The organism is Winogradskyella sp. HaHa_3_26, assembly GCF_019278425.1.
Classification (GTDB): domain Bacteria; phylum Bacteroidota; class Bacteroidia; order Flavobacteriales; family Flavobacteriaceae; genus Winogradskyella; species Winogradskyella undariae.
In genome coordinates this window covers 875,184-894,638 of record NZ_CP058981.1, presented here as the reverse complement: position 1 = coordinate 894,638, position 19,455 = coordinate 875,184, and the positions used below count along the sequence as shown (strand labels likewise).

Here is a 19,455-nt window from a genome sequence, read left to right as displayed (position 1 = left end):
AAATTCAGATAGAAGATGAGTATAGTTTTAGTGTTGGTAGGTTTAGCCTTTTTGGTTGTTGGTGGTGATTTTTTGGTAAGAGCTTCTGTTGGGCTATCTTTTAAACTAAAAATATCAAAACTTGTTATTGGGATGACGGTTGTGTCTTTCGCAACTTCTGCACCAGAATTATTAGTGAGCTTGCAGGCGGCTTTAGATGGAGTTTCTGATATTGCTTTAGGAAATGTTATTGGTTCTAATATTGCTAATATAGGATTGGTTTTAGGGATTACAGCTATGATCTCTCCACTAGCTGTAGATAAAGAGTTTTACAAGTTGAATTGGCCAATGATGATGTTATTATCTTTTGTGCTTTACTATTTTTTAAAGAATGATGGTGTTTTAACATGGATTGAAGGTTTAATTATGTTGATAGCTTTAGTTGTCTTTTTAGTAGTTTTAATTAGAAGTTCTAGAAGATCTACAAAAGAAAATTTGGAAGAAGTTGATGATAATTTAGCTGTTGTTTCTAATTTTAAAATAACAATTTGGTTGTTAATAGGTGCTGCAGGTTTGTATTTTGGTTCACTTTGGTTAGTGGAAGGTGCTGAAGAATTAGCATTATCAATAGGTATTAGTGATTATGCAATTTCTGTTACTGTAATTGCTATTGGTACAAGTGTGCCTGAGTTGGCGGCTTCTGTAATTTCTGCAGTTAAAAAAGAAAAAGCGATTTCTTTAGGAAACCTTATCGGTTCTAATATTTTTAATATTGCTTCTGTTTTAGGTCTTACAGCAATGATAAAACCTATTGTAGTTAATCCTAATACTCCTGAGATCTTATCGACTAATATCTTTTGGATGATTGGTTTTGCTGCTATTTTAATTCCGTTTATAATGATACCAAAACGTTTTGAAATAGGGAGGGTAAAAGGAATGCTTTTATTTGGTGCTTATATAGTTTTTATATTCCTAACTCTTAGGTAGTCATCAGTTTTAATAAGAGAACTATTAGGTAAACTTGTGATTGTTTTTTTTGATAAAAAGTATAAACAAAGCCTCTTGAAAATACATTTTCAAGAGGCTTTGTTATATAGTAAATGTAAAAAGATATTCTTTATAGTGAAACAACTAACTACTTCTTGTGTTGCTTATTGTTCATTAGTACTTTGCTAATATTTAGGTCAAAGCTGTATTGGTAATAAATATATTACTTAGAAATACTTCTTTAGTATGAAGACTCAATATTACAGCATAGAGCTCTTTCTAATTATTTTTTATATAATATAAGATGTTTTTATCTCAAGCGTGTACTTGCTATAGTTAAAGATAATTATAGATTATTTTTAAACATAAGATAAGCACTTATTTTTTAGTTGAAAGCTAAAACAGATGATAAACTAATAGAAAAAATAAAGCCTCCTAAAAATGTATTTTCAGGAGGCTTTTTGTATAGTAATTAGAATAACTAATAAGTTATATTCTTATTTATTAACTACAAACTTTTTAGTAATACTAGAGTTACCAGTTGTTACTTTGTAGATGTATAGTCCAGAAGCTAAATTGTTAACGTTAAATTCAGCTGTATAAGATTGACCTGAATAAGCTTCTTGATTGAAAACTTGACCAATATTACGACCATTTATATCAAATACTTCGATAAGTATATTGCTTGTTGTTTTTGGAGTGAATTCAATATATGAAACAGTACTAGTAGGGTTAGGGTGAGTTGTTACACCTAAATCATTAGCACTTATTTGGTCAACACTTAATAAACGATATTGCTCATCTGCGTAAGCAGCGTAATTGAATTCTTCACATGTTCCAACAGCAATTACACCATCAAGATCGTAAGCATCTTCAGTTGTAGATAATTCATTGTTGTTTACAATTTTCACATAGTAGATGAAATCAAAATCACCAGCATCAGAAATATCAATTGCGTTATCAGATTTACAAACAGTACCTGCAAAATGGAAGTTGATGTTATCTGCAGAAACGTATACATCAGCATATTCTCCATAAGTTTCACAACCCCAAGTGTTTTGGAATGTAGTCTCAACAACGACTAAGTCTGGTCCTGCTTGGTTGTATACAGCTCCACCAAATGTTAAAGTAATTTCTCCACCGTAACCAAGTGTAGTAAATACATAATCATCAGTTCCTTCTGGTGCACCAAGTGTGTTTTCAGGAGTTTCAGTTCTAATAGCGTCAATAACACCACCATTTTTCTTAGTTCCTTCTACGTAGTTAAAATAATCTACAGGATAACATCCAGCAGGTGTAGGCTCAATAAGTTCGTTACAACCTGTTAAAGCAATAACACCATCTAAATCAAAACCATCTTCAGAAATAGAACCGCTAGGCGTTGTATCTACAATTTTTACTTCTGTAATATAAGCAAGAGCTATAGGAGCGTTACTTATATCTAAGTCTCCTGCGTTATCTGTAAGTACAGATCCGATAAGATAAAAATCAATACCGTTTTGAGATACGTAAATATCAGCTGATTCTGGGTAGTTAGAAAAAGAAGCATTACCAAATGTAGTTTCTACAACCTCGATATCTGGTCCTTCATTGTTGTAAACAACACCATCAAAACCAATAGTAACTTCACCACCATATCCTAATGATAAAAAGTTCATTGAATCATCCATTTCTGGTAAGCCTAAAGCTTTGTTAGTATCCATTCGTTCAGCAACATTAAAAGTTGTTCCGTCACTATTTAATCCAGGTACATAGTCAAATGCAGTAGAACCATAACAAAATTCACTAGGTATTTCTTCACAGCCGTTTACAGCTTCAATACCATCTAGATCGTAACCATCACCTGATCCTGTTGTAGCATCTGTAATTTTAATTTGTGTTACATACTCTAAATCAACATCATTAAGGTCTATAAGACCATCACGACAAACAGTTCCGTATTCAACCCATGTTGAACCGTCTTGAGATAATTCGATTAAAGCCATTTCGTCATCACTACCACCACAATTATCTCCACTAAATGAAGTTTCGTAAATAGTAATGTCAGTTCCAGGTTGGTTGTAAACCGCTCCTCCTAATCCTAGGGTAATACTTCCATTTATACCTAAAGAATAAAAACCTCCAGCAGCGTTAGACTTGTCTGGTGTGTATAAAGCAGCGTTCACATCTGAACGATCTGCATTTACAAGAGCTCCTGAAGATGTAGTTCCTTGAGTAGATGCAATCACTTCAATAGCATTACAGCTATCTTGTGTGTTTTGAGCATTCAAGTTAATTGTCATTAATGCAGCAACTCCACAAAAAAATGCAAAGAAGCGCTTTGTAATATTTTTCATAATTATATAAATTTGGTTAATAGCTTCACAAACTTATAACCATACTTTTATAAGGCCTAAAAAAAACGAAGATCACCTAGAATAGTCGATAAAATGTCAAGATCTGCTTTTAAAAGTAGATTTCGTCGATTAAAGGTTGTTTTTTGAGGAAGTTAGAATCTTCTATGCGTTGATAATTAGATAGATATGTTAATTTTTAAAATGAGTAATCAGAATAACCTATTTAGAATAGAAGCTTCAGGGAATAGAAATTAATAGGTCTAATTAAAGGGGAGAATATTGAATGTTGTAACGTTATATATTATATTAAGGAATAAAAAAAGCCGTTTAAATGATATTATCTAAACGGCTTTTTTAAAATTATTTGATACTAATTAAGAAATATTAGCACTTTTTACAGTTTTGATAATCACTCCTGCAATTTTGTATGGATCACCATTAGAAGCTGGTCTTCTATCTTCTAACCAACCTTTCCAGCCTTTTTCAACTGTAATGATTGGAATACGAATAGAAGCTCCTCTATCAGAAATACCATAACTAAAATCGTGAATAGAAGCAGTTTCATGTTCACCTGTTAAACGTTGGTCATTAAACTCACCATAAACAGCAATATGCTCTTTTACAACAGGTCTAAATGCTTCACATATTTTTTCATAAGTTTCTTGAGAACCACAAGTTCTTAAAACAGAGTTAGAGAAGTTAGCGTGCATACCAGAACCATTCCAATCCATATCTTTACCTAATGGTTTTGGATGGTACTCAATATAATAACCATATTGTTCAGTTAAACGGTCTAATAAATAACGTGAAACCCAAATTTCATCTCCAGCTTTTTTAGCGCCTTTAGCAAATAATTGGTATTCCCATTGTCCAGAAGCAACTTCTTGGTTAATTCCTTCAAAGTTTAAACCTGCAGCAATACAAAGATCTGCATGTTCTTCAACTAAATCTCTACCATGTGTGTGTTTTCCACCAACAGAACAGTAGTACATTCCTTGAGGTGCAGGATAGCCACCAATAGGGAAACCTAAAGGTAATTGTGTTTGCGTATCCATAATAAAGTATTCTTGCTCAAAACCAAACCAGAAGTCATTATCTTCATCTTCAATTGTAGCTCTTCCGTTAGAAACGTGAGGAGTTCCATCAGCGTTTAAAACTTCAGTCATTACTAAGTATCCATCCTTACGAGCAGGATCTGGATAAATAGCAACAGGTTTTAATAAACAATCTGAAGCACCACCAGAGGCTTGTTTTGTAGATGATCCGTCAAAAGACCAAATAGGACAATCTTCTAATTTACCACTAAAATCTTCTTCAATTTTAGTTTTACTTCTCATGTTTTGAGTAGGCTTATATCCGTCAAGCCATATATACTCTAATTTAGATTTACTCATAATTTGTGTTGTGTTATTGTTTATGTACTGTCACAAATATGGCTATTTTTTCTTTAACATCAAAAATAATAGGGTAGTTTAGATTAAATACTCTCGATTAATATCAATGCCCCTATTTTTGAGTGGGTATTTTTAAATATTTTGTATTTTTACTTCGAAAAAATAATAATATGTCAACACTTAGATTTCATGCTGTAAAAGCATCCTTGGAAAGGAAACCTTTGAAGATTAAAGATAACCAACGTCGTTCAGAAATATTTGGAGAAAATGTATTTAACGAGGTTTCAATGCGCCAATATTTAACTAAAACGGCATTAAATAGTGTTTTAGAGGCGATTGAAAAAGGTACTAAAATAAATCGAACAGTAGCTGATCACATTTCAGCAGGGATGAAAGAGTGGGCGATAACTAAAGGAGCAACTCATTATACGCATTGGTTTCAACCATTAACAGGAGCAACTGCTGAAAAACATGATGCGTTTTTTGAAACTATTGGTGATGGTCTTGCTATTGAGAAATTAGGAGGGGATCAATTAGTGCAGCAAGAACCAGACGCGTCTAGTTTTCCTAATGGGGGAATTAGAAATACATTTGAAGCTAGGGGGTATACAGCTTGGGACCCGACTTCTCCGGCTTTTATTTACGATAAAACATTATGTATTCCTACTGTTTTTGTATCATATACAGGTGAAGCTTTAGATTATAAAACGCCTCTTTTACGTGCTCTACAGGCGGTTGATAATGCAGCTGTAGCAGTCTGTAAATATTTTGATAAAAATGTAAAAAAAGTAAATGCATCTTTAGGATGGGAACAAGAATATTTTTTAATTGATTCAGCGCTTGCAACATCTAGACCCGATATTTTATTAACTGGCAGAACTGTTTTTGGCCATTCGCCAGCTAAAGGGCAGCAATTAGATGACCATTATTTTGGAACCATACCAGGAAGAGCAATGTCTTATATGCGTGATCTAGAACATCAATGTATGTTATTAGGTATTCCGGTTAAAACAAGGCATAATGAAGTGGCGCCTAATCAATTTGAATTGGCTCCGATATTTGAAGAAGCTAATTTAGCAGTAGATCATAATTCATTACTGATGGATGTGATGAAAAAAATAGCAGAACGTCATAATTTTACTGTTCTTATGCATGAAAAACCATTTGCAGGAGTTAATGGTTCTGGTAAACATAATAATTGGAGTTTAACTACTAATACAGGTGTTAATTTATTATCTCCAGGGAAAACACCAATGAGTAATCTTCAATTTTTAACCTTCTTTATTAATACAATTAAAGCGGTCCAAACTCATGAAGAGTTATTAAGAGCAGCTATTGCTTCTGCGAGTAATGATTATAGGTTAGGAGCCAACGAGGCACCGCCTGCTATAATTTCTGTTTTTATTGGAGCACAATTAACTAATGTACTTAATGAATTAGAAACAGTAACTAAAGGAAAATTATCACCTCAAGAAAAGACGGATTTAAAGCTTAATGTGGTTGGTAAAATACCAGAAATATTACTTGATAATACGGATAGAAATAGAACATCTTCTTTTGCTTTTACAGGTAATAAATTTGAGTTTAGAGCAGTTGGTTCAACGGCTAATTGTGCAAAGCCTATGACGGTTTTAAATACTATTGTCGCAAAACAATTGATAGATTTTAAAGCTGAAGTCGATGAGTTAATCGATAAAAAAGAAATGAAAAAAGATGATGCTATATTCAATGTTTTAAGAGAATATATAAAAACATCTAAGGCAATTCTTTTTGAAGGAAATGGTTACAGTGGTGATTGGGAAAAAGAAGCAGAAAAACGAGGACTTAGTAATAATAAAACAACCCCTGAAGCACTTAAAATAAAAAAAGCTAAATCTACTATTGATCTTTTTGAAAGCTTAGGAGTAATGAATAGTGTAGAGTCTTTAGCGCGCTATGAGATAGAAATGGAAGATTATATTCTTCATGTACAAATAGAAAGTAGGGTTATTGGAGATATAGCTAGGAACCATGTAGTGCCAACAGCGGTAAGGTATCAGAATATTTTAATTGAAAATGTAAAAGGTCTTAAAACCATTTATGGTGATGAGTTTAAGAATTACGCAAAGGCTCAATTGGGGCTTATAGAAAGTATATCAACACATATTGAGGCTATAAATTCTTCTGTTACAGAAATGACTGAGGCTCGTAAAATATGTAATAAGGACGCTAGTTTAGAAAAGAAAGCAGATGGTTATTGCAATAAAGTAAAACCATTTTTTGATACTATTAGGTACCACTGTGACAAATTAGAATTAATGATTGATGATGGAATATGGCCATTAACAAAATACAGAGAGTTATTGTTTACTAAATAAAAGGATCAAACTTTTAATTTAAATAATGTAATACGTGAGTTTACATATGGTAATTTTTTAAAACTTGATGATTTATGTATTTTATCGATGACATTAACTAGTTATCGAAAAGAGAGAGGTCTTAGATTAAGTAATAGATAAAAATAGTCTTAAAATATGTTTATTTTATATTTTTGTAGTGCTATTAATCAGTAATTTATAACAAAAACGAAAAGTTGTTGTTTTAGTTTGATAATTGTAATTGAGGTTGTTTTCATCCTTTTTTAAGATTTTAAACTATAATAATTAACTTTAAGTTTATTTTTTAAAGCAAAAAGATAAAATTGATATTTCAGTTTTATCTTTTTGTATTTTGGGTAAATTTCATTTCAAGTACTTTCAAAAACGTATTTATATCTTCAAATAGAGCAGATTAATCTAATGAAAAATAGAGTTGTGAATAAAAACTCAAATACTGTTATTAATTCCAATCGAATCATTCCTTATAATTAAACGCAATCCTTACTTTTGCAAAACCACACTAATAAATTGTAATATGGATAATTCGGTAAGTAAAAGATATGCGCAAAGAGGAGTTTCAGCTTCAAAAGAAGATGTACACAATGCGATTAAAAATATTGATAAAGGATTGTTTCCTAAAGCGTTTTGTAAAATTGTTCCAGATCATTTAACAAATAATGAAGATTATTGCTTAATAATGCATGCCGATGGAGCTGGTACAAAATCATCATTAGCTTATATGTATTGGAAAGAAACTGGAGATATTTCAGTGTGGAAAGGCATAGCTCAAGATGCGTTGATTATGAATATTGACGATTTACTTTGTGTAGGAGCAACAGATCATATTATGTTATCTTCAACAATAGGGAGAAATAAAAACCTTATTCCTGGTGAAGTTATCTCTGCAATTATTAACGGAACAGAAGAATTAATAGAAGATCTAAAATCTTTTGGAGTTACTATTCATTCTACAGGCGGAGAAACTGCAGATGTAGGGGATTTGGTAAGAACTATCATTGTAGATTCTACAGTAACTGCGCGTATAAAACGATCTAAAGTTATTGATAACGCAAATATTACTGCTGGTGATGTTATTGTAGGATTAGAGTCTTTTGGACAAGCATCTTACGAAACTGAATATAATGGAGGTATGGGGAGTAATGGATTAACATCTGCAAGACATGATGTTTTTTCTAAATACTTAGCTGAAAAATATCCTGAGAGTTTTGATGCTGCTGTACCCGAAGATTTAGTTTATTCTGGGCAAACAAAATTAACAGATGCTGTAGAGAATTCTCCTATAGATGCTGGTAAATTGGTATTATCTCCAACACGTACTTATGCTCCAATTATAAAAGCTATCCTTAATAGTTACGATAGTGAATCCGTACATGGAATGGTACATTGTAGTGGTGGTGCGCAAACAAAAATTCTTCATTTTGTAGATCAATTTCATATTATAAAAGATAATATGTTTGATGTTCCTCCGTTATTTAAACTCATTCAAGAGCAATCTAAAACAGATTGGAAAGAAATGTACCAAGTTTTTAACTGTGGACACCGTATGGAGTTGTACGTAAAGCCTGAAGTTGCAGAAGCTATTATTGAGATTTCAAAATCTTTTAATGTAGATGCTAAAATTATAGGTCGAGTAGAAGCTTCAGATAAGAAGAAGTTAACTATAAAAAGCGATTACGGTACATTCTCTTATTAATTTTTTTAGCATGAAAAACTATTCGTGGTTTATATTTAGTGTATTTGTTTTATGTTCAAGTGTGCTTTTTGCACAGCCTGATTCATTGTATTTTCAAAAGAAAAAAAATGAGGTTATTCAATTAGGTTGGAAAACAAAAAAAGAAGTTGGTTTGACGCTTAATCAAGTGTCATTTACAAACTGGAATGCAGGTGGTGCGAATTCTATTTCAGGAATTGTAACAGCTGCCGCTGAAGCAAAATATAAACAAGAAAAGTGGTATTGGAATTCTAATTTTAATATTAGATATGGTTTAAATAAACAGGAAGAATTAAATATTAGAAAAACAGAAGATGTCATTGAGTTGATTTCTAATATTGGTTTAGAAAAAGATCCTAAAAGTAATTGGTTTTATTCTTCTAAATTTAGCCTTAACACGCAAATGGCCAATGGATATACTTATCCTGATAGAGATACACCAATTTCAAAATTCTTAGCTCCTGGTTATATGTTTTTTGGTGCGGGTATGGAATACGGTCGATTTATTGAGCGATTGTCTTTTTATGCGTCTCCTTTTACTTTAAAAACAACCTTTGTTTTAGATGATGAGTTGGCAAATAAAGGTGCTTTTGGTGTAGATTCAGCTATTTATGATTTGGAAGGGAATATACTTAGAGAAGGAAAAAAAGTAAAACAAGAGTTAGGTATACTTTTAACTAATTCATACGAAGAAGAGCTTTTTGAAAACATAAAAGTTACAAGTCTTTTAAGGTTGTATACGGACTATATTAATAGTTTTGGTAACATTGATTTAGAGTGGGAGCTTAACTTGGACATGAAAGTTAATAGATTTGTAAAAGCAAATTTAGGTTCTCATTTAAGATATGACAACGATATTAAAGTAGAAGTTGAGACTAATGAAATAACAAACGAAGAAAATATTATTGTGGGCCCTAAATTACAATGGAAACAAATTTTAGGAGTTGGTGTTGTTGTGGATTTAGATAATATTATGAAAACTAATTCATAATATTGGAATTTCGTTATAAAGTACCTTCACTTAAATATTTATAATCTTCAAGTTCAGTAAGCTTTTTAATCTTCTTTGTGGTGCCATTTTTTAATAAATAAATGGTGTCCGATACCTCAATTATATGCTGATACATATGATCAGATATTATAATTACTTTATGTTTCTTTTCTTCTGCAATTAATTGTTTTACAGTTTCAATATGTAACGGAGATATATGAGAAAAGGGCTCGTCTAAAAAAACAATCTCACTTTTTGTTTTCAGAGTAATATAAGTTTCAATAAGTCGTCTTTCTCCTCCAGATAGTGCTTTAAATTTATCGTTTTTATATATTGAAAAAGCTCGATATAAAGCAATAAAATTTTTCCAACTTAAATCATATAATTTAAACACAAAAGATAATTTCATCTCAGCAGGAATAAAATTATACTGCGGTAAATATTTAGCGATTTTTAAAACATATAGAGGTTTTTGAAGAGGTTTCTTGTTCAAGCGAATCAACATGTATTTAGGTTTTAGACTTCCGAATGCAATATTGAGTAAGCTACTTTTTCCACAACCATTTCTGCCTAAAATAGCGGTAACTTTTCCTGTTTCACCTTTTAAGTAAATGCCATTTAAAATTCGCTTGGTTTTAAAGTAAAGTTCTATATTATCTAATTCAAATATCAATTTCAGCTGAGGTTTATAAAAATTCCGTGTATAATTTTAGAAATAAAAGTGTTAAGGTAGAGTCTACTATAAATATAATAGAAAAAAGCTTGAAGGATGAAATCCCTAGGTTTCGATAAATAGTTAATTTTCGTTTATTTGAAGTTTCATTAATGTAATACCAAGCAAATATTACAAGGAATAATTTAATACATATTGCTGGTGTTATATACGGTGTATACAGTAAAATAATGATGTTTACGATAAACGACCAAACTACAAATTGTTTGTAAAAGGTTAGTATAGCTAGAAATTTGTACATATTATATGTATAACGCTAAATTTAAGTGGTTTATTTTTTGAAAGTTAAAATGTCCTTATAAGCAACGTTTAAAAATCCATTATTTATCGTATTTTTGAACGATAATTTTTGAAGATAGATGTTAGAGAAAATACAGATTATAAAACAACGGTTCGATGAGGTGAACGACCTTATCATTCAACCAGATATTATATCAGATCAGAAGCGTTATACGAAGCTGATGAAAGAATACAAGGATCTTAAACTTATTGTAGATAAAGGTGAGGTTTATAGTGAAGCATTAGAAAATGTATCTGAAGCTGAAGAAATTATTGCAGATGGTTCTGATGCCGAAATGGTAGACATGGCAAAAATACAACTCGAAGAAGCTAAGGAAACTATCGCAAAACTTGAAGAAGAGATTCGTTTTATGCTTATTCCTAAAGATCCAGACGATGCTAAAAACGTCGTTGTTGAGGTTAGAGCAGGTACAGGTGGTGATGAAGCAAGTATTTTTGCAGGTGATTTATACAGAATGTATTCTAAATACTGTAGTGATAAAGGCTGGAAAGTAGATGTTGTAAGTCAGAGTGATGGAACATCAGGTGGTTTTAAAGAAGTTATTTTTGAAGTTTCTGGTGAAGATGTTTACGGAACTTTAAAGTTTGAAGCAGGTGTGCACCGTGTACAACGTGTACCACAAACAGAAACTCAAGGACGTGTACATACAAGTGCAGCAACAGTTATGGTTTTACCTGAGGCTGAGGAGTTTGATTATGAATTAGACATGACTGAGGTTCGTATTGAGCGTACTACATCAACAGGTCCTGGAGGACAATCGGTGAATACAACATATTCTGCAATTAAGTTACACCACGAGCCTACAGGAATGATTGTAAGTTGTCAGGATCAAAAATCATCACATAAAAACTTAGAAAAAGCCTTAAAGGTTTTACGTTCACGTTTATACGATTTAGAATTAGCTAAGCAACAAGCTGCCGATTCTGAAAAACGTAAAAGTATGGTAAGTTCTGGAGATAGATCTGCTAAGATTAGAACCTACAATTATCCACAAGGACGTGTTACAGATCATAGAGTGCCAGGTTTAACACTGTACGATTTATCAAATATCATTAATGGTGATATCCAAAAAATTATAGACGAATTAATGTTAGCTGAAAACACAGAGTTGTTAAAGGCTAACGATGATGTAATTTAAATGTAAGCCTCTATTTTGAGGCTTTTTTTATAGTATGACAACACAACAACTTATTACCCAAATTAAAAAGAAACAATCTTTTCTTTGTATCGGATTAGATGTCGATTTAAATAAAATTCCAAAACATTTATTAAAAGAAGAAGACCCGATTTTTGCTTTTAATAAAGCAATTATTGATGCAACACATCATTTGTGTGTCGCTTACAAACCAAATACAGCTTTTTATGAAGCTTACGGAATTAAAGGATGGCAAGCTTTAGAGAAAACAATTAATTACCTTAACAAAAATCATCCTGAAATATACACTATTGCAGATGCAAAACGAGGAGATATAGGAAATACAAGCACAATGTATGCTAAAGCTTTTTTCGAGGATTTAGGGTTCGATAGTGTTACGGTTGCGCCTTATATGGGAAAAGATTCAGTAGAGCCTTTTTTAATATTTAAAGATAAACATACCATTCTTTTAGCCTTAACGTCTAACCAAGGCGCATTCGATTTTCAAACTAAAGAAATAGATGGTGTAGAGTTATATAAACAAGTATTAGAGACTTCTAAATCTTGGGAGAACTCAGAAAATTTAATGTATGTAGTTGGAGCTACAAAGGCTGAATATTTAGGAGATATAAGAAAGATAATCCCAGATAGCTTTTTGTTAGTGCCAGGTGTTGGTGCTCAAGGTGGAAATCTTCAAGACGTTTGTAAATACGGAATGAATGATTCTGTAGGTTTATTAATAAACTCATCTAGAGGAATTATTTATGCTTCACAAGAGGAAAATTTTGCTGAAGCAGCTGCACAAAAGGCAGAAGAACTTCAGTTACAAATGGCAATAGAACTGAAGGCCTAATTTTCTTTGTATAACAACAAGAAATTAATAGTTTATAAAATTTAAATTTCCCTAATGAAAACGTGTAAAGACCAATTAAATCGTAAACTTCTATTTGGTCGTAAACCAAAACGTATTGTTTCATTAGTACCTTCGCAAACAGAGCTTTTAGTAGATTTAGGTCTAGAAGCATTTATTGTAGGTGTTACTAAGTTTTGTGTACATCCAAATCATCTTAGAATGTCTAAAGTGGTTGTTGGTGGAACTAAAGAAGTTAATATTGAAAAAATAAAAGCACTTCGTCCTGATATTATTCTTTGTAATAAAGAAGAAAATACCAAGGAAATGATCGAAGAATTAACTGGTATTGCTCCAATTCATGTTAGTGATGTTTATAATCTTGAAGATAGTTTTGAGCTTATAAATATGTATGGAGATATCTTTGAAATTGAAAGAACAACTTCAACTTTAGTATCAAATATTCAATTAGAACGTGAAGCCTTTCAACTTCAAAATCAAAATAACGAGAAATTAAAAGTTGCTTATTTTATTTGGAAAAAACCTTGGATGGTTGCAGCTTCAGATAACTTTATAAATGTTATGCTTAATGAAGCTGGGTTTATAAATATTTTTGAATCAGAGAAGCGTTATCCAGAAATTGATTTTAATAATTCAAAATTAAAAGAAGCAGATTTTATTTTTTTATCAACAGAACCTTTTCCGTTTAAAGAATCAGATGTAAAAGAGTTGCAATTTCAATTTCCAGAAATGAAAATAAAAATTGTAGATGGAGAATTGTTTTCTTGGTATGGTAGTCGCTTACTGAAGTCTTATCCGTATTTTAAAACACTTCATAATTAAACAAAAAAAGTCGATACCTAACTAATATCGACTTTCTAATCTAAACTAACTGTTTTAGAGACTTAACTAATCTCAATCTTTTGCTCTGCAAAGATGATAACTTTTATTATTGTAGAGGTTACGGTAATGTTAGGTTATGATTAAGTGTGTTTTAAATAAATAAAGCATTAAAAATAAGGTAATTAGAGTATTTTCTAATTAGAGTCTCTTACTACAAATTCTAATTTATTTATTTTATAAAGAACTTTTGTGGCTTTGTATTCTGAAAAGTCACTTAAAGCCTGATCACTTTGTCTTAAGTTATAAGCCTCCTCAATAAGTTGAGTGTATTTTTTTTTAAGTCTTGTTCTTTTTTCTAAGAGTTGATCTGAATTGTTCACGGCTAAATTTTAATAATTATTTTATTAAATTACTAAAATTTAGCGAGAACAAATATATTTTACTTAAAAATTTATGTATTTTTTAAGTAAATATGTTTTTTAATCTTGTAGTGCAAATACTTTTTTCAATAAATCTGTACTGCGAGAAGCTACTGAATTTCTGATTTCTAATTCTTCAACAGCAATCATAGTGTAAACACCTTCTAATGCTTCTGAAGTTACGTAATCAGTTAAATCTGGATTTACATCATTAGTTAAAGGAATGTTGTTGTATTTTGTAATAAGATTAGCCCAAATTTTATCAGCACCAACTTTACTAAAAGAACTATTAATAACGGGCTTAAATTTTTCGTAAAGCTCTGTTTGAGTTTTAGTCGTTAAGTAAGATGTCGCTGCATTATCTTCTCCTAAAAGAATAGTTTTAGCGTCATCAAAAGTAATGTCTTTAACAGCATTAACAAATATTGGTGTTGCTTCAGATACAGCATCTTCTGCAGCTCTATTAAGTACTTTTAAACCTTCATCAGCTAAGCTGCTTAATCCTATTTTACGTAAGGCACTATCTACTTTTTGTAACTCTTCAGGTAAAGCAATTTTTACCAATTCATTTTTATAAAAGCCATCTTCAGCGGTTAGTTTTGCAACTTGTTTCTCAATACCTAAATCTAAGGCTTCTCTTAATCCTGCAGCAATATCAGCATTTCCTAAAACATCAGTTGTTCCTTGAGGCAATGAATCTACAACTTGTTGTAATTCTGCACAGGCCATTAAATTGCAAACAACAATTAAGGCTAAAATTCTTTTTATCATAATTTTTAGTTTTTGTTAGTGGTCAAATATAATTTATAAGGTTTTAACATACATATAGAAAAAAAAAACCTTAATACGAGTTTAACACTATTTAGTAGACACCAGTTATTCAGTTTGGTCACTTTTACGAGAAAATTATAGTTTTATTATTATAAACCATAACTTTTCGCATAGTATGTAATTTAATGGCGTTAGATAAAACAATTTTTTCGAGATCTCTACCCTTCGCAATTAAGTCTTTTATGGAGTTATTGTGCGAAATTTGGGCTACTTTTTGTTCAATAATTGGTCCGGCATCAAGTTCTTCGGTTATATAATGACTTGTAGACCCTATAATTTTAACACCACGTTTATATGCCGAATGGTAAGGTTTAGCACCGACAAAAGCAGGTAAAAATGAATGATGGATATTAATAATTTTATTGGGATATTTATCTATTAAAGTTTGAGATACAATTTGCATGTATCTGGCTAAAACAATAAAGTCAATATTATGTTCGACTAAAAGTTCTAGTTGCTTTTGTTCTGCTTCATGTTTTGTTGCTTTTGTAACAGGAACATGATAAAAAGGAATATTAAAACTGTCTGCAATAGGTTTTAAATCTAAGTGATTACTTAATATAAAAGGGATTTCTAAGAATAGCTCACCAGAATTATAACGCCCTAAAATATCGTATAAACAATGATCATATTTAGAAACAAACAATGCCATTTTAGGTTTTTTCTCAGCAGCGTACATGCGCCATTTAAGTTTGAACTTTTCAACTAAAGAATTTTTAAAAAGTTCTTTAAATGCTTCAACTGAAAACGAATTTGAAATAAATTCACATTCCAAACGCATAAAAAAGATATGCTGTTCTCTATCAACATACTGATCTATATAAACAATGTTGCCATCGTTTGTAGCCATAAAATTAGTTACAGACGCAATAATATTAGGCTGGTCTTTACAGTTTATAAGTAATGTTATTTTCTGCATAAAATGAATATTGAATGAATTGTTAAAAGTAATTAAAATTGTATGCTTTAATAAAAATCTATAAGTTTTAGATATTTTTTAATTGTTGCTTGACTTTTTTGGATATTTCTTAGATTTGCTGATTAAATAAGCTATATTTTTACGAATGGAACAAATAACACCTTATAAGCCAAAATATAAAGTACGTATAGTAACTGCAGCATCGCTTTTTGATGGGCATGATGCTTCAATAAATATTATGCGTCGTATCATTCAATCTACTGGAGTAGAAGTGATTCATTTAGGACACGATCGAAGTGTAGAAGAAGTTGTCAATACTGCCATACAAGAAGATGCTAACGCAATTGCATTGACATCTTATCAGGGAGGGCATAACGAATATTTTAAATACATGTACGATTTGCTTAAAGAAAAAGGAGCAGGTCATATTAAAATTTTCGGAGGTGGAGGTGGTGTTATTCTTCCTGAAGAAATTAAGGAATTAATGGATTATGGAATTACCAGAGTCTATTCTCCTGATGATGGTAGAAGTCTTGGTTTGCAAGGTATGATTAACGATTTGGTTCAAATATCGGATTATGCCATTGGTGATCAGCTTAATGATGAGGTTAAAACGTTGCATGAAAAAAATCCGAAGTCCATTGCAAGATTAATTTCTTCAGCTGAAAACTTTCCTGAAGTTGCAAAGGATGCATTAGATGCTATTCATGAAAAAAATAAGAATTCAAAAACACCAGTTCTTGGAATTACAGGAACAGGTGGTGCTGGTAAATCATCATTAGTTGATGAGCTTGTTCGTCGTTTTCTAATCGATTTCCCTGAGAAAACAATTGGTTTAGTTTCTGTAGATCCTTCAAAACGAAAAACAGGAGGTGCACTTTTAGGAGATCGTATTCGTATGAATGCCATTAATTCGCCTAGAGTTTACATGCGTAGTTTGGCAACACGTCAATCTAACTTAGCATTATCTAAATATGTAAATGAGGCTATAGAGGTTTTAAAAGCTGCTGAATACGATTTAATTATTCTTGAAACTTCTGGTATCGGACAATCGGACACAGAAATTATGGAACATTCTGATGTGGCACTTTACGTAATGACACCAGAATTTGGTGCAGCGACTCAGCTTGAAAAAATTGATATGCTAGATTTTGCTGATTTAGTAGCCATCAATAAATTTGATAAACGAGGTTCTTTAGATGCGTTACGTGATGTAAAAAAACAATACATGCGTAATAATCATCTTTGGGATGTGCACCAAGACGATTTACCGGTTTACGGAACTATTGCGTCTCAATTTAATGATCCAGGAATGAATACGCTTTACAAAGCGATAATGGATAAATTGGTTGAAAAAGCAAATTCGGACTTAAATTCTACATTCGAGATTTCTCAGGAAATGAGTGAGAAGATTTTTGTAATTCCACCATCAAGAACACGTTATTTATCTGAAATCGCAGAGAGCAATCGTGCGTATGATAAAACAGCAAATGTTCAGGTTGAAGTTGCTCAGAAACTTTACGGAATTTATAAAGCAATATGTTCCGTAGCTAATGTCACCTTGAGCGCAGTTGAAAGGTCTTTCATTGGTAAATTAGGTTTAGATTATGAAGAAATTCTTCAACAAGCTCAAAATGATAAAGGGGTTGCTATTTCAACAGAAGGAGGCACGACTGAAGAAGAATCTCAAATTCAATTATTAAAATTATTATTTGCTGAATTTGATCGTGTAAAACTAAACCTAGATCCTTACAATTGGGAAGTGATTACAGGTTGGGATGAAAAAGTAAATAAATATAAAGATCCAATTTATAGCTTTAAGGTAAGAGACAAAGAAATAAAAATTGAAACGCACACAGAATCTTTATCACACTCTCAAATTCCAAAAGTAGCCTTACCAAAGTATCAAGCTTGGGGGGATGTTTTAAGATGGTGTTTGCAAGAAAACGTACCAGGAGAATTTCCGTACACTTCAGGTTTATATCCTTTTAAAAGAACAGGTGAAGATCCTGCAAGAATGTTTGCCGGTGAAGGTGGGCCAGAGCGAACTAATAAGCGTTTTCATTACGTAAGTATGGGTTTGCCCGCTAAACGATTATCTACAGCTTTCGATAGTGTTACACTTTATGGTAATGATCCCGATTTGCGTCCAGATATTTACGGTAAAATTGGTAATGCAGGTGTTTCTATCTGTTGTTTAGATGATGCCAAAAAATTATATTCTGGTTTCGATTTAGCAAACGTTATGACTTCTGTGAGTATGACTATTAATGGTCCTGCGCCAATGTTGTTAGGTTTCTTTATGAATGCAGCTATTGATCAACAATGTGAATTTTATATCAAAGAGAATGGGTTAGAAAAAGAAGTTGAAGCTAAAATCGCAAAAATCTATAAAGGAAAAATACGTCCATCATATAATGGTGATTTACCAGAGGGAAACAACGGATTAGGTTTAATGCTTTTAGGAGTTACCGGAGACCAAGTTTTACCATCTGATGTTTATGCAGAAATAAAAAAGAATACTATTGCTCAGGTAAGAGGAACCGTTCAAGCAGATATTTTAAAAGAAGATCAGGCACAAAATACTTGTATATTTTCTACGGAATTTGCTTTGCGTTTAATGGGAGATGTTCAAGAATATTTTATTGAGAATAATGTTAGAAACTTCTATTCTGTATCTATTTCTGGGTATCATATTGCAGAAGCAGGAGCCAATCCTATTACGCAATTAGCATTGACGTTATCTAACGGGTTTACTTATGTAGAATACTATTTGAGTAGAGGAATGGATATCAATAAATTTGGGCCAAACTTATCGTTTTTCTTTTCAAACGGAATTGATCCAGAATATGCTGTTATTGGTCGTGTGGCACGTAAAATTTGGGCCAAAGCGATGAAGCATAAATATGGTGCTAACCCAAGAGCGCAGATGTTAAAATATCATATTCAAACTTCGGGACGTAGTTTACATGCCCAAGAAATTGATTTTAATGATATTCGTACGTCACTTCAGGCATTGTATGCAATTTATGATAACTGTAATTCGCTTCATACCAATGCGTATGATGAGGCAATTACAACACCAACAGAAGAATCGGTTCGTAGAGCCATGGCTATTCAGTTGATTATTAATAAAGAATTAGGTTTAGCTAAGAATGAAAATCCAATTCAAGGATCATTTATAATTGAAGAATTAACGGACTTAGTTGAAGAAGCTGTTTTATTAGAATTTGATCGTATTACGGAACGTGGAGGAGTGCTAGGCGCTATGGAAACGATGTACCAACGAAGTAAAATTCAAGAAGAAAGCTTGTATTACGAAACATTAAAGCATAACGGAAAGTTTCCAATTATAGGTGTAAACACCTTTTTAAGTTCTAAAGGATCACCAACGGTTGTTCCTGCGGAAGTGATTAGAGCAACAGAAGAAGAAAAACAATTTCAGATTAAAACTTTAGAGAGTTTGCATGAGGCACATAATACAGAAGAATTATTAAGTGAGTTGCAACGAAAAGCCATAAATAATGAAAATATTTTTGAAGCTTTAATGGAGGTTTGTAAAGTATGTTCCTTAGGTCAAATCACGTCGTCGTTATTTGAAGTTGGTGGTCAGTATCGTCGTAATATGTAAGCAGAGAAATAAATCAT

General features: G+C 31.8%; 14 protein-coding genes. 8 read left to right on the top strand and 6 right to left on the bottom strand.

All coding sequences use genetic code 11. The features are described from left to right. Nucleotides 1-15: 15 nt before the first annotated feature. Entirely contained in the window at nucleotides 16-966 is a 951-nt protein-coding gene (locus tag H0I32_RS03925) for a calcium/sodium antiporter (RefSeq protein WP_173588942.1), read from the top strand. Between the two features lie 497 nt (nucleotides 967-1,463). Here the strand turns inward: H0I32_RS03925 and H0I32_RS03920 are convergent, their stop codons facing one another. Both H0I32_RS03920 and H0I32_RS03915 read right to left on the bottom strand, forming a co-directional pair. Beyond that, the gene (locus H0I32_RS03920; protein WP_179314649.1) at nucleotides 1,464-3,302 is read right to left on the bottom strand and encodes a T9SS type A sorting domain-containing protein; all 1,839 of its coding nucleotides are present in this window, start codon (nucleotides 3,300-3,302) and stop codon (nucleotides 1,464-1,466) included. 374 nt (nucleotides 3,303-3,676) lie between these two features. After that, on the bottom strand, nucleotides 3,677-4,696 hold the full coding sequence (locus H0I32_RS03915) for a glutamine synthetase beta-grasp domain-containing protein (protein WP_173588940.1): 1,020 nt from the start codon (nucleotides 4,694-4,696) through the stop codon (nucleotides 3,677-3,679). 170 nt (nucleotides 4,697-4,866) lie between these two features. Here H0I32_RS03915 and H0I32_RS03910 point away from each other — a divergent pair, with 170 nt between their 5' ends. The 3 genes from H0I32_RS03910 to H0I32_RS03900 all read left to right on the top strand — a co-directional run bounded on the left by H0I32_RS03910 (nucleotide 4,867) and on the right by H0I32_RS03900 (nucleotide 9,776). After that, nucleotides 4,867-7,053 (top strand): glutamine synthetase III, encoded by a 2,187-nt coding sequence (locus H0I32_RS03910; protein WP_173588939.1) that lies wholly within the window; start codon nucleotides 4,867-4,869, stop codon nucleotides 7,051-7,053. A 535-nt stretch (nucleotides 7,054-7,588) separates the two neighbouring features. Continuing rightward, on the top strand, nucleotides 7,589-8,767 hold the full coding sequence (locus tag H0I32_RS03905; protein ID WP_179314648.1) for an AIR synthase related protein: 1,179 nt from the start codon (nucleotides 7,589-7,591) through the stop codon (nucleotides 8,765-8,767). Between the two features lie 10 nt (nucleotides 8,768-8,777). Further along, entirely contained in the window at nucleotides 8,778-9,776 is a 999-nt protein-coding gene (locus H0I32_RS03900) for a DUF3078 domain-containing protein (RefSeq protein WP_179314647.1), read from the top strand. 13 nt (nucleotides 9,777-9,789) lie between these two features. Here H0I32_RS03900 and H0I32_RS03895 read toward each other — a convergent pair whose 3' ends face one another. Beyond that, entirely contained in the window at nucleotides 9,790-10,449 is a 660-nt protein-coding gene (locus H0I32_RS03895; RefSeq protein ID WP_179314646.1) for an ABC transporter ATP-binding protein, read from the bottom strand. 419 nt (nucleotides 10,450-10,868) lie between these two features. On the opposite strand from H0I32_RS03895, the gene prfA reads away from it, so the two are divergent. From prfA to H0I32_RS03880, 3 genes are read left to right on the top strand one after another with little or no spacing between them, the layout of a single operon-like run. Further along, a complete protein-coding gene (gene prfA, locus H0I32_RS03890) occupies nucleotides 10,869-11,948 on the top strand; it encodes a peptide chain release factor 1 (protein WP_179314645.1) in 1,080 nt (359 codons plus the stop codon). Nucleotides 11,949-11,982: 34 nt separating this feature from the next. Next, a complete protein-coding gene (pyrF, locus tag H0I32_RS03885) occupies nucleotides 11,983-12,798 on the top strand; it encodes an orotidine-5'-phosphate decarboxylase (protein WP_179314644.1) in 816 nt (271 codons plus the stop codon). Between the two features lie 54 nt (nucleotides 12,799-12,852). Further along, nucleotides 12,853-13,638 carry an ABC transporter substrate-binding protein gene (locus H0I32_RS03880; protein ID WP_179314643.1) on the top strand — a complete coding sequence of 262 codons (786 nt, stop codon included), beginning with the start codon at nucleotides 12,853-12,855 and terminating at the stop codon, nucleotides 13,636-13,638. 194 nt (nucleotides 13,639-13,832) lie between these two features. Here H0I32_RS03880 and H0I32_RS03875 read toward each other — a convergent pair whose 3' ends face one another. From H0I32_RS03875 to purU, 3 genes are all read right to left on the bottom strand, one after another. Then, nucleotides 13,833-14,018, bottom strand: coding sequence for a Lacal_2735 family protein (locus H0I32_RS03875; RefSeq protein ID WP_173588931.1), 186 nt, complete (start codon nucleotides 14,016-14,018; stop codon nucleotides 13,833-13,835). Between the two features lie 99 nt (nucleotides 14,019-14,117). After that, nucleotides 14,118-14,828: a DUF4197 domain-containing protein gene (locus H0I32_RS03870; RefSeq protein WP_173588930.1), complete on the bottom strand. Its 711-nt coding sequence runs from the start codon at nucleotides 14,826-14,828 to the stop codon at nucleotides 14,118-14,120. Nucleotides 14,829-14,952: 124 nt separating this feature from the next. Next, on the bottom strand, nucleotides 14,953-15,807 hold the full coding sequence (gene purU / locus H0I32_RS03865; RefSeq protein WP_179314642.1) for a formyltetrahydrofolate deformylase: 855 nt from the start codon (nucleotides 15,805-15,807) through the stop codon (nucleotides 14,953-14,955). A gap of 145 nt (nucleotides 15,808-15,952) precedes the next feature. Here purU and H0I32_RS03860 point away from each other — a divergent pair, with 145 nt between their 5' ends. After that, entirely contained in the window at nucleotides 15,953-19,438 is a 3,486-nt protein-coding gene (locus H0I32_RS03860; RefSeq protein ID WP_179314641.1) for a methylmalonyl-CoA mutase family protein, read from the top strand. Nucleotides 19,439-19,455: the final 17 nt, after the last annotated feature.

What these genes read in the sequence shown, in the direction of transcription:
- H0I32_RS03860 (WP_179314641.1), top strand. Translation starts at nt 15,953, where the DNA reads ATGGAACAAATAACACCTTATAAGCCAAAATATAAAGTACGTATAGTA.
- H0I32_RS03905 (WP_179314648.1), top strand. Translation starts at nt 7,589, where the DNA reads ATGGATAATTCGGTAAGTAAAAGATATGCGCAAAGAGGAGTTTCAGCT.
- pyrF (WP_179314644.1), top strand. Translation starts at nt 11,983, where the DNA reads ATGACAACACAACAACTTATTACCCAAATTAAAAAGAAACAATCTTTT.
- prfA (WP_179314645.1), top strand. Translation starts at nt 10,869, where the DNA reads ATGTTAGAGAAAATACAGATTATAAAACAACGGTTCGATGAGGTGAAC.
- H0I32_RS03910 (WP_173588939.1), top strand. Translation starts at nt 4,867, where the DNA reads ATGTCAACACTTAGATTTCATGCTGTAAAAGCATCCTTGGAAAGGAAA.
- H0I32_RS03880 (WP_179314643.1), top strand. Translation starts at nt 12,853, where the DNA reads ATGAAAACGTGTAAAGACCAATTAAATCGTAAACTTCTATTTGGTCGT.
- purU (WP_179314642.1), bottom strand. Translation starts at nt 15,807, where the DNA reads ATGCAGAAAATAACATTACTTATAAACTGTAAAGACCAGCCTAATATT.
- H0I32_RS03870 (WP_173588930.1), bottom strand. Translation starts at nt 14,828, where the DNA reads ATGATAAAAAGAATTTTAGCCTTAATTGTTGTTTGCAATTTAATGGCC.
- H0I32_RS03900 (WP_179314647.1), top strand. Translation starts at nt 8,778, where the DNA reads ATGAAAAACTATTCGTGGTTTATATTTAGTGTATTTGTTTTATGTTCA.
- H0I32_RS03915 (WP_173588940.1), bottom strand. Translation starts at nt 4,696, where the DNA reads ATGAGTAAATCTAAATTAGAGTATATATGGCTTGACGGATATAAGCCT.
- H0I32_RS03920 (WP_179314649.1), bottom strand. Translation starts at nt 3,302, where the DNA reads ATGAAAAATATTACAAAGCGCTTCTTTGCATTTTTTTGTGGAGTTGCT.
- H0I32_RS03925 (WP_173588942.1), top strand. Translation starts at nt 16, where the DNA reads ATGAGTATAGTTTTAGTGTTGGTAGGTTTAGCCTTTTTGGTTGTTGGT.